This window comes from Mycobacterium sp. (assembly GCF_050701675.1).
Lineage (GTDB): Bacteria > Actinomycetota > Actinomycetes > Mycobacteriales > Mycobacteriaceae > Mycobacterium.
This window is the reverse complement of sequence record NZ_JBOGDD010000271.1, coordinates 1-10,529: the sequence shown is the minus strand read 5'-3', so window position 1 is coordinate 10,529 and position 10,529 is coordinate 1. Positions and strand designations below refer to the sequence as shown.

The window sequence follows — 10,529 nt, the reverse complement described above, 5'->3', positions numbered from 1 at the left end:
GTGCTGGCTGTTCGTCATCGGATCGGCCTGTTTCGCGCTCGCCACCGCGCCCGGCTTCTCGGCCCTCGCCGGCGCTGGGGCGGCCAACGTGGCCTGCTTCGTCGGCTCGTGGTTCTTCACCAGTGCGGCCTGGGTCCAACTGGTGCGCTCGGGCCCGGAGGGCAGCATCGATTGGCTCTCGGCTGCAACGCAGTTTGCGGGAACCGTGTTGTTCAACGTCAGTACCGGTGCGTCGGTGTGGGCGCATGCGGTGTTCGCCGAACGCAGGCTCGTGTGGGCGCCCGACGCGACCGGCTCGTTCGCGTTCCTCGCCAGCGCGGCGCTCGGCATCGTCGCCGTGTCGGCGCAGGTCGGGTACTGGGTGCCAAGGTCGCGCGACTGGCAAGCCCAGTGGGTCAACATGATCGGCTGCCTCGCATTCGGCGCCAGCGCGGTCGGGGCGTTCGTCTACAAGACGGGTACCGACGCGGACGAGGGGCTCGCGAACGTGGGCACCTTCATCGGCGCCCTTTGCTTCCTGGCCGCCGCGCTGATCGTGCTGCCCAGATCTGCGGCGGTCAGCCGCCAGACGGGGTGAGGAAGCCGCCGCGGTCCTTGGCGACCACGCCGTCCTTGAGCACCAGCAGGATGCCATCGGGCGTGCCGATCGCATCGATGTCGGCAAGCGGGTCGCCGCGCACGACGACGACGTCCGCGATCTTGCCCGTCTCGATTGTGCCGAGTTCGTCTTGCAGACCGCACAGTTCGGCCGACGTCCGCGTGCCTGCGACGATGGCCTGCATGGGCGTGAGCCCACCGAACCGAACCAGGAGGCCGAGCTCCTGCAGATTGGTCCCGTGGTTCGGACCCAGTCCGGCGTCGGTGCCGAGGGCGATCTTGATGCCCGCGGCGGCCGAGGCTCCCACGGCGTCATGAGCCATCCGGTGCCAGCGGTCGCTCTTCTCGCGCGCGGCGGGTGACACGGTCACGGCAGCCATCGTCTCGAGAAGGGTGGGGACCAGGAAGGTCCCCTGGTCCACCATCCGCTTGCGCAGCGCGTCGTCGAGTTGATAGCCGTGTTCGATACTCGTGACGCCAGCCTCGACGGCGGCCTCGATGCCTGCGCGGCCGATGGCGTGGGCGGCGACGCGCTTGTTGCCGTACGCCGCGGCCTCGGCGACGACGGCGGCGATCATCTCCTCGCGCATGCCGAGCCATTCCGGCTGATCACTCGGCGAGGCGATGCCACCGCTGGAGGCCACCTTGATGACGTCCGCGCCCGCGGCGATGAGGTCGCGGGTGCGGTGGCGGGCCTCGTCGACGCTGTCGACCAGCGAGCCGCCGACGAACGGCGTCAGGTCGATGCCGGAAGGGAGGCGGAAGTCGGCGTGTCCGGAGGTCTGGCTCATCATGTTGATCGCCACCAACAACCGCGGGCCCGGGATCAAGCCGTCGGCGACGGCCTCGCGCACACCGGCGTCGACGCCCATGAGGTCGCGCGCCGTCGTAACCCCGTTGTGCAGCGTGACGCGTAATCGATCGATCAGCTGAAAGTGGTGGTAGGACAACGGATGCAGGATCCGGTCCAGTGGAAGCCCACCCGCGCCGGGCAGGCCGAAGTGGACGTGACAGTCGAAGAAGCCCGGGCAGATCGTGTTACCCGCCAGGTCGACCCGCGTTGGTGGGTCACCGATTGCAGGGGGCAGGTCCTTCTCGGCGCCTGCCCAGGTGATCTTGCCGTCCTGCACCAGGACGGCGGCGGACGGTACCGGGGCGGCGCCGGTCCCGTCGATGAGCGTGGCGTTGTGGAGCAGGAGGTGTGTCATCGGGTCCGACCAAAGCAGCTCGAGTCGATTCTGACAAGAGGCCGGCGTCTACTCCGAGATCCGTGACTACGGGTTGCGGAGTGGATCGGCGTCGACCGGCACCAACGGCAGCGCCAGCAGGGGGAACAGGGCGCACACTGCGAAGGCGAGCGGAAAGCCGGCCGCGGTGATCAATGCGCCGAACACCGGCGGGACGATGCCCGTGGTGAAGAGCTGACTGGTGTTCTGCGTCCCGAGGGCGCGGCCGCTCCAGAACGGACCCGCGATCTCGGCGATCGCGGTGAAGGCCAGACCGTTGTCGGAGACGGTGACGACCGATGCGATCACGATCAGCGCGACGGACAGCGGTGAGTGCATCAGGTCCGTGATGGCGAGAAGCCCCATCGCCACGGATGCTCCGATGGCGATGGTCCGGATCGGTTGCAGTCGAGATCCGGTCTTGTCGGACCACCGACCTGCAGCGATCCTCCCTGCCGCGCCGAGGATCTGGGCGATGGTGACCAGCGCGCCCGCGGACACCGCTGGCCAGCCGCGGTCGGTCATGAGCCACACCAGGGTGAACGTCCAGACCAGGCTCTGTGGCGCGACGAGAAGCACCGAGACGGCATGGATCCGCCACAGTGTCGACGATCCGCGATAGGGGTTCGCGAGGGTATCGGCGTGTGCCTCCGCACGCGGTGGTCGTGGTGGATCGAGCACGCCGACGGCGCTGATGACGGCGGCGAAGGCGCAGGCGATGGCCGGGAACAGCAGGGCCGCGGTCACGCCCTTGGTCTGGGCCAGTTGGGGAATCACCAACGCGCCAAGGCCGACCCCCAGAGGCGTCGCGGTCTGGCGGATTCCCATCACCAGTCCGCGCTGCTGCGGAGGGAACCACCCGACTACCAGACGGCCGCTCGCGGAGTTGCTGCTCGCGGCGGCCATGCCGCCGAGGAACAGAAAGAAACCGATCCAGACGAGCGAGTCCATCGACGCCGCGGCAAATGCTGCCGCGGCGGTGAGCGCCGAACCGACGGTCAGCACCAGGCGTTCGCCGAACCTGTCGACCAGATAACCCCAGGCGATGAGCGTCGTGACCATTCCGAAGCTCGGCAACGCCGAGATCAGCCCGGCCTCGGCCAGATCGAGGCCGAGCTCGGTGTGCAGGGTGGGAATGAGGAAGGCCACACCGTTGATGAACACGTTCGCGCACAGGGTCGCGGTGAGTGCGATCACCAACATCGACCACCGGCGCACGGTGCCGATCGTCGAGATGTCCATGACGATCATGTTGGCACGCACTTCCCAACATGTTAAATCTGATTTCCAACATATGAGATAGCGATGAATTTCGTCATCGTGTTCGCGGCCGACTCGACCCCGTTTCTGCGTCGGGTATTCGCGCCTCACTAGGCTGTGAAAAATGCGCCTCGGTCGAATTGCCAGCCCAGATGGGGTCGCCTTCGTCAGCATCGAGGGTGACCCAGCAGACGCGATCGTTCGCGAGATCGCCGAACACCCCTTCGGTACCCCCACCTTCACGGGCCGATCGTGGCCACTTGCCGACGTTCGGCTGCTTGCGCCGATCTTGGCCAGCAAGGTCGTCTGCATGGGCAAGAACTACGCGGCCCACGCGGCCGAGATGGGCGGCGAGGCACCAGAGGATCCGGTGATCTTCCTCAAGCCCAACACCGCGATCATCGGGCCCAACGTGGCGATCCAGCTTCCTGCGGACGCCCATCCCGTTCATCACGAGGGGGAGCTGGCGGCGGTCATCGGCAGGCCGTGCAAGGACGTGCCCGCGTCGAAGGCCGCGGAGAACATCCTCGGCTACACCATCGCCAACGACGTCTCCGCGCGCGATCAGCAGAAGCAGGACGGTCAGTGGATGCGGGCCAAGGGCCACGACACGTTCTGTCCGGTCGGCCCGTGGATCGACACCGAGGTCAATCCCTTCGACCTGGATCTGCGCACCGAGGTCAACGGTCAGGTGCGCCAGCACAGCCGAACCTCGCTGATGATTCACGACATCGGCGCGATCATCGAGTGGGTCTCGGCCGTGATGACGCTGCTGCCGGGCGACCTGATACTCACCGGGACGCCGGAGGGCGTCGGCCCCATAGAGGACGGCGACACGGTGAGCATCACCATCGAGGGAATCGGAACGCTGTCCAATCCCGTTGTGCGAAAAGGAAAGTCATGACCGACGGAAAGGTCAGGGTCCGGTTCTGCCCGTCACCCACGGGCACCCCCCACGTGGGACTGGTGCGGACGGCCCTGTTCAACTGGGCCTACGCGCGCCACACCGGCGGCACGTTCGTGTTCCGGATCGAGGACACCGACGCCGCGCGTGACAGCGCGGAGAGCTACGCCGCCATCCTGGATGCGCTGCGCTGGCTGGGGCTGGACTGGGACGAGGGGCCGGAGCTGGGCGGGCCGTACGCGCCCTACCGGCAGTCCGAGCGCGGTGAGATCTACCGCGACGTCGTGGCCCGACTTCGCGAAGCGGGGGAGGTGTACGAGGCGTATTCGACGGCTGAGGAGGTCGAGGCCCGCCACGTCGCCGCAGGCCGAAACCCGAAGCTGGGCTACGACAATTACGACCGCACCCTCACCGATGCCCAGCGTGCGCAGTTCGCCGCAGACGGGCGCAACCCCGTGCTGCGGCTTCGGATGCCCGACGAGGACATCACCTGGAACGACCTGGTCCGCGGCCCGACGACGTTCGCCGCCGGTACCGTGCCCGACTTCGCCATCACCAGGGGCAGCGGGGATCCGTTGTACACCTTGGTCAATCCCGTCGACGACGCGCTCATGAAGATCACCCACGTGCTTCGCGGCGAGGACATCCTGCCGTCGACGCCCCGGCAAATCGCGCTGTACCTGGCACTGATGCGCATCGGGGTCGCCGAACGGGTTCCCGAGTTCGCGCACCTGCCAAGCGTTCTCGGTGACGGCAACAAGAAGCTGTCCAAGCGCGACCCGCAGTCGAACCTGTTCCTGCACCGCGACCGCGGGTTCATCCCAGAAGGGCTGCTGAACTATCTGGCGCTGCTGGGCTGGGGCATCGCCGACGACCACGACCTGTTCAGCCTCGACGAGATGGTGGCCGCGTTCGACGTCAAGGACGTCAACTCCAACCCCGCCCACTTCGATCAGAAGAAGGCCGATGCGATCAACGCCGAGCACATCCGGCTGCTCGGCGCCGAAGACTTCACCGCCCGGCTGCGCGCCTACTTTCACGAGCACGGCCACGACACCGGCCTCGACGCTGAGGGCTTCGCCGTGGCGGCAGGACTGGTGCAGACGCGCGTCGTCGTCCTCGGCGACGCGTGGGACCTGCTGCGGTTCCTCGACGAGGGCTCCTACGCGCTCGACGAGAAGTCCGCGGCCAAGGAGCTTCGCCCAGAGGCGGTGCCCGTGCTCGACGCCGCGCTCGCCGCGCTGGAGGCGGTGGGCGAGTGGACCACCCCGGTCATCGAAGCGGCACTGAAGACGGCGCTGCTGGAGAATCTCGAGCTCAAGCCGCGCAAGGCCTTCGGCCCGATCCGCGTGGCGGTCACCGGGGCGTCCGTCAGCCCGCCGTTGTTCGAGTCGCTGGAACTGCTCGGCCGGGACCGCAGTCTCGGCAGGCTCCGCGAAGGACGCGACCACGCCGCCGTCGGGGCGTGAATTGGGCACTGAAATCTTTGGTAGTGTGCTCGTCGGCCGGTGAATGCGCGCGTTGAATCGCTTCAGCTCGCGTTCGGTCCGCACGACGTCTGTGACCAGCGGTTATAGGTGGTCGATGGGGTATGGTGTAATTGGCAACACAGCGGTTTCTGGTACCGCCATTCTAGGTTCGAGTCCTGGTACCCCAGCCAATCTGAGTCACGTTCAAGTGATTAGGCCAGCATTCTCCCCTGAGCTATGCTGTCCCACCGGAACAAGTTCTAGCCCCCGTCGTCTAGCGGCCTAGGACGCCGCCCTCTCACGGCGGTAGCGTGGGTTCGAATCCCATCGGGGGTACAAACGCCAAGAGCGCCCGTCGTCGAGACGGGCGCCTTTTGCGTTCTGAGGCGTGCTACCCGCCGTCGCGGCTGGCGCTACAGGCGACGGGTCAGCGCCTCGGCGGCCGCGAGCAGGTCCGCTGCCCACCGCGCGCCGGGCCTGCGGCCCATTCGATCGATCGGGCCCGACACGGACACTGCGGCGATCACCGCGCCCCGTGCGTCGCGCACCGGCGCCGAGATACTGGCCACGCCCGGTTCCCGCTCGGCCACACTCTGTGCCCAGCCGCGCTTGCGCACCTCGGTCAGCGTGCGGTCGGTGAACGTGGCCGCTGGGAGCACGGTCTGCTGGGTCGCGGTGTCGCTGTAGGCCAGCAGGACCTTGGCGCCCGATCCGGCGGTCATCGGCAGACGAGTCCCCACGGGCACGGTGTCACGCAATCCCGCCGGCGGTTCGAGCGCCACCACGCACACCCTCGACGTGCCCTCCCGTCGATACAGTTGCACGCTCTCCCCGGTGATTTCGCGCAGGCGGGGCAGCACCGCCGCGCTCGCGGCCAGCAGGGGATCGTTGACCTGGCCGGCCAACTCGTTCAATGCAGGACCGAGGCGCCACCGGCCGTCGGCGTCCCTGGCCAGGAGACGGTGTACTTCCAGCCCAGCGGCCAGGCGGTGCGCGGTGGCGCGAGGCAGGCCAGTGCGGTCGCACAATTCGGCGAGACCGCAGGGTGACTCGGCCACGATATGAAGCACGCCCACGGCTTTGTCGAGCACGCCGATACCGCTATCCTGTCTCATAGGGAGATACTAGCGTCCCGCATGCTGAGACACAGCGCGATATCCGCAGCGCCCTCTGCGGATCGCCAGGGGAATGAACCCCCCGACGGAAAACTCCAAGGAGTGAACAAGCTCATGACTGACACCCCACGCACCATGGCAGAGAAGGTATGGGCCGACCACGTCGTGGTCGCCGGCTCCGGAGAGGGAGCGGCGCGCGAACCCGACCTCATCTACATCGACCTGCACCTCGTACACGAGGTCACCAGCCCGCAGGCGTTCGACGGACTGCGGTTGGCCGGACGGACCGTTCGGCGAACGGATCTGACCATCGCCACCGAGGACCACAACGTCCCGACGATCGACATCGACAAGCCGATCGCGGATCCCGTGTCGCGCACCCAGGTCGAGACGTTGCGCCGCAACTGCGCCGAATTCGGCGTGCGCCTGTACCCGATGGGCGACGTCGAGCAGGGCATCGTCCACATCATCGGCCCGCAGCTCGGGCTCACCCAGCCGGGTACCACGGTGGTGTGCGGTGACAGTCACACCTCGACGCACGGCGCGTTCGGTGCGCTCGCAATGGGTATCGGCACCTCGGAGGTCGAGCACGTGCTCGCCACGCAGACGCTGCCGCTGCGCCCCTTCAAGACGATGGCCGTCAACGTCGACGGTGTGCTGCCGCCAGGCACCAGCGCGAAGGACATCATCCTTGCGGTGATCGCGAAGATCGGCACCGGCGGTGGCCAGGGCTACGTGATCGAGTATCGCGGCAGCGCCATCGAGGCGCTGTCCATGGAAGGCCGTATGACGGTCTGCAACATGAGCATCGAGGCAGGCGCGCGCGCGGGCTTGGTCGGGCCCGACGACACGACGTTCGACTACCTGCGGGGCCGCCCGCACGCGCCAGCGGGCGCCGACTGGGATACCGCCGTCGAGGCGTGGACCCGGTTGCGCACCGACGAGGGCGCCGAATTCGACTCCGAGGTGTACCTCGACGCGGCGACGCTCAGCCCGTTCGTCACCTGGGGAACGAACCCCGGGCAGGGCGTGCCGCTCTCCGCCACGGTGCCCGACCCCGAATTGATGTTCGACGAGGGAGAGCGCCAGTCAGCCGAGAAGGCGTTGGTCTACATGGACTTATCGCCGGGCACCGCTATGCGGGACATCGCCATCGACACCGTCTTCGTGGGTTCGTGTACCAACGGGCGCATCGAGGATCTCAGGGTCGTCGCGGACATCCTGCGTGGGAGGAAGGTCGCCGAGGGGATGCGGATGCTGGTGGTGCCCGGGTCGATGCGAGTGCGGGCGCAGGCGGAATCCGAAGGCCTGGGCGAGATCTTCACCGCCGCGGGGGCGGAGTGGCGCCAGGCCGGGTGCTCGATGTGCCTCGGCATGAACCCCGATCAGCTCGCACCCGGTGAGCGGTGCGCGGCGACGTCGAACCGAAATTTCGAGGGACGCCAGGGCAAGGGCGGTCGTACCCACCTGGTTTCGCCTGCCGTCGCGGCGGCCACCGCCGTTCGCGGCACCCTGTCCTCACCGTCCGACCTGTCCGAGAATCGCTAGGAGATTGCCATGGAAGCCTTCCACGACCACACCGGAATCGGCGTCCCGCTGCGGCGGTCGAACGTCGACACCGACCAGATCATCCCGGCGGTGTACCTGAAGCGGGTCACCCGAACGGGTTTCGAGGACGGGTTGTTCGCGGCCTGGCGCAACGATCCGTCCTTCGTGCTGAACCTCCCGCCGTTCGACAGGGGCTCGGTATTGGTGGCAGGCCCCGACTTCGGAACCGGCTCGTCGCGTGAGCACGCGGTGTGGGCACTGATGGATTTCGGATTCCGGGTCGTCATCTCGTCGAGGTTCGGGGACATCTTCCGCGGGAATTCGGGGAAGTCGGGTCTTCTGGCCGCCGAAGTCGCACAGGACGACGTGGAACTGCTCTGGAAGCTCATCGAGCAGCAACCCGGCCTGGAAATCGCTGTGAATCTAGGAGATCGGACCATTGCCGCAGGAACGGTCCTGTTGCCGTTCAAGATTGACGACTACACCGCATGGCGGTTGCTCGAGGGTCTCGACGATATAGGCCTTACGCTGCGGAAACAGGATGAGATCTCGGCGTTCGAGGAGCACAGGCCAAGCTGGAAACCGCGCACTCTGGCGACCTGACAGCGGGCCGCTGGGGGCCGAAATCGCGCCCCAGCAAGTCTGTTCTAGGACCCCCGTACCACTGCCGGTGTGGGGCAACCTGATTGCTGAGAATTCACCAGCTATCCCTGAAATTGGGCGTGGCTCTTGGAAATCAGCGGTGTGAAGGTTTACCGTGGGCACTAGTCGGCTCAGAGTGGGCCACTGGCTTCGGAGGTTTTGCATGAACAAGGCAGAGCTCATCGACGTCCTCACGGACAAGTTGGGCACCGATCGTCGGCAGGCGACCGCCGCCGTGGAGAACGTCGTGGACACCATCGTGCGTGCCGTCCACAAGGGCGACAGCGTCACCATTACCGGCTTCGGCGTGTTCGAGCAGCGTCGCCGTGCCGCTCGCGTTGCGCGCAACCCGCGCACCGGAGAGACGGTCAAGGTCAAGCCAACGTCGGTCCCGGCCTTCCGGCCCGGGGCTCAATTCAAGGCGGTTGTGTCTGGCGCACAGCGTCTCCCATCGGAAGGTCCAGCCGTGAAGCGTGGCGCAACGGCGGCCCCCGCCCGCAAGGCGGCGGCCAAGAAGGCCGTGAAGAAGGCGGCCACCAAGGCGCCGGCCAAGAAGGTCGCCGCCACCAAGGCGCCGGCCAAGAAGGCGGCGCCCGCCAAGAAGGCGGCGCCCGTGAAGAAGGCCGCCGTCAAGAAGGCGGCGCCCGTGAAGAAGGCTGCCGTCAAGAAGGTCGCTGCCACCAAGGCGCCGGCCAAGAAGGCCGCGACCAAGGCGCCGGCCAAGAAGGCCGCGACCAAGGCACCGGCCAAGAAGGCCGCTGCCACCAAGGCGCCGGCCAAGAAGGCCCCCGCCAAGCGCGGTCGCAAGTAGCAGTAGTCGCCGGATTCAACTCCGGTACAAGGCACGCCGTGGATCAACCAGATCCACGGCGTGTCTTCGTCGGAACTACCGGTCGGTCGCCAGCGGGCTGCCGATGTGGTCGGCGGCGATCAGTCGCTCACCCGCCAGGGACAGCACCCACGTGCTGCCCTTGCGGTTGCGGGACTTGTCGGGCCGCACCCCGTCGCGATCACACCACCAGGAGATCAGGTCGGGGATCACCTTGCCCTGAGTGCAGATCGCAGGTGTGCCATCGGTCCTGGCGATCTCCAGGATGCGCCTTCGCGCCGCGCCGTGGCTGTCGGAGTACGCCTCCTCGGTGAGCGTCGGCTCGTCCTCGATGAGCACACCGAGCTCGTCGGCGAGCGGGCCCACCGTCTGCTGGCACCGCACGCGGGGAGCCGCGTGTACCTCAGTGGCGCCGAACGCCAGGAGCTGGCCGACCAGTGACTCCGCCTGCGCGCGGCCGTGCTTGTCCAACGGCCGCTTGTCGTCATCGCCCTTGTATCTGGCCCTGCTACCCGCGGTGCCGTGCCTGACCACCAGGACCGTCCCGGTGTCGGCCGGTTGTTTGGCGAAGCGTCGCAGCACCTTCCGGTCGTGTGGGTACTGGAGCCGCTTCATCGCGTCCCCGGTGGACAGCCAGACCAGTTCGTCCACCTCGGAGTTGGGGGAGAACTCGCCGCCGAGCGTGCGGGCCGCCCAATAGCGGACGTGTTTCACGCCGATCTCGATGGGATACCTCACCGCGGCGAGCCGGCGGCCCAACTCCGATGCGTAGCCCGTCTCTTCGAGCACCTCCCGAACCGCGGTCACCGGTTCGGTCTCGCCGGGGTCAACCTTGCCCTTCGGCAGCGACCAGTCGTCGTACCGGGGTCGGTGAACGAGCGCGACCAACGGCTCGGCCGTGTCCTCCGCACCATCCGGTTCGGAGTCGCGCCACAGTAC

General features: G+C 67.4%; 10 protein-coding genes and 2 tRNA genes. 8 read left to right on the top strand and 4 right to left on the bottom strand.

What is annotated here, in order from left to right:
* On the top strand, positions 1-577 hold a 577-nt coding region (locus tag ACRDUX_RS07850; RefSeq protein WP_526412630.1), incomplete at its 5' end, for a hypothetical protein.
* On the opposite strand, the gene ACRDUX_RS07845 is transcribed toward ACRDUX_RS07850, so the two are convergent.
* Positions 558-1,805, bottom strand: a complete 1,248-nt coding sequence (locus ACRDUX_RS07845) for an amidohydrolase family protein (protein ID WP_526412628.1) — start codon at positions 1,803-1,805, stop codon at positions 558-560. The genes ACRDUX_RS07850 and ACRDUX_RS07845 overlap by 20 nt on opposite strands.
* Before the next feature lie 66 nt (positions 1,806-1,871).
* On the bottom strand, positions 1,872-3,065 hold the full coding sequence (locus tag ACRDUX_RS07840; protein WP_526412632.1) for an MFS transporter: 1,194 nt from the start codon (positions 3,063-3,065) through the stop codon (positions 1,872-1,874).
* Positions 3,066-3,207: 142 nt separating this feature from the next.
* On the opposite strand from ACRDUX_RS07840, the gene ACRDUX_RS07835 reads away from it, so the two are divergent.
* The 4 genes from ACRDUX_RS07835 (at position 3,208) to ACRDUX_RS07820 (ending at position 5,792) form a co-directional block, all read left to right on the top strand.
* Complete coding sequence (locus ACRDUX_RS07835) at positions 3,208-3,987, top strand: fumarylacetoacetate hydrolase family protein (RefSeq protein WP_526412626.1); 780 nt, start codon at positions 3,208-3,210, stop codon at positions 3,985-3,987.
* Positions 3,984-5,456, top strand: coding sequence for a glutamate--tRNA ligase (gltX, locus tag ACRDUX_RS07830; protein ID WP_526412624.1), 1,473 nt, complete (start codon positions 3,984-3,986; stop codon positions 5,454-5,456). Before ACRDUX_RS07835 ends, gltX begins: the two co-directional genes overlap by 4 nt.
* Before the next feature lie 116 nt (positions 5,457-5,572).
* Positions 5,573-5,647 (top strand) — tRNA-Gln (locus ACRDUX_RS07825).
* Between the two features lie 72 nt (positions 5,648-5,719).
* Positions 5,720-5,792: transfer RNA gene (locus ACRDUX_RS07820), tRNA-Glu, on the top strand.
* A gap of 77 nt (positions 5,793-5,869) precedes the next feature.
* Here the strand turns inward: ACRDUX_RS07820 and ACRDUX_RS07815 are convergent.
* Entirely contained in the window at positions 5,870-6,571 is a 702-nt protein-coding gene (locus ACRDUX_RS07815) for an IclR family transcriptional regulator (RefSeq protein ID WP_526412622.1), read from the bottom strand.
* 114 nt (positions 6,572-6,685) lie between these two features.
* Here ACRDUX_RS07815 and leuC point away from each other — a divergent pair, with 114 nt between their 5' ends.
* The 3 genes from leuC to ACRDUX_RS07800 all read left to right on the top strand — a co-directional run bounded on the left by leuC (position 6,686) and on the right by ACRDUX_RS07800 (position 9,572).
* Positions 6,686-8,119 (top strand): 3-isopropylmalate dehydratase large subunit, encoded by a 1,434-nt coding sequence (gene leuC, locus ACRDUX_RS07810; protein ID WP_526412620.1) that lies wholly within the window; start codon positions 6,686-6,688, stop codon positions 8,117-8,119.
* A gap of 9 nt (positions 8,120-8,128) precedes the next feature.
* Positions 8,129-8,722 (top strand): 3-isopropylmalate dehydratase small subunit, encoded by a 594-nt coding sequence (gene leuD, locus ACRDUX_RS07805; protein WP_526412618.1) that lies wholly within the window; start codon positions 8,129-8,131, stop codon positions 8,720-8,722.
* A 202-nt stretch (positions 8,723-8,924) separates the two neighbouring features.
* On the top strand, positions 8,925-9,572 hold the full coding sequence (locus tag ACRDUX_RS07800) for an HU family DNA-binding protein (RefSeq protein ID WP_526412616.1): 648 nt from the start codon (positions 8,925-8,927) through the stop codon (positions 9,570-9,572).
* Between the two features lie 75 nt (positions 9,573-9,647).
* Here the strand turns inward: ACRDUX_RS07800 and mutT1 are convergent.
* A partial coding sequence (gene mutT1 / locus ACRDUX_RS07795) for an 8-oxo-(d)GTP phosphatase MutT1 (protein ID WP_526412614.1) occupies positions 9,648-10,529 on the bottom strand: 882 nt, incomplete at its 5' end.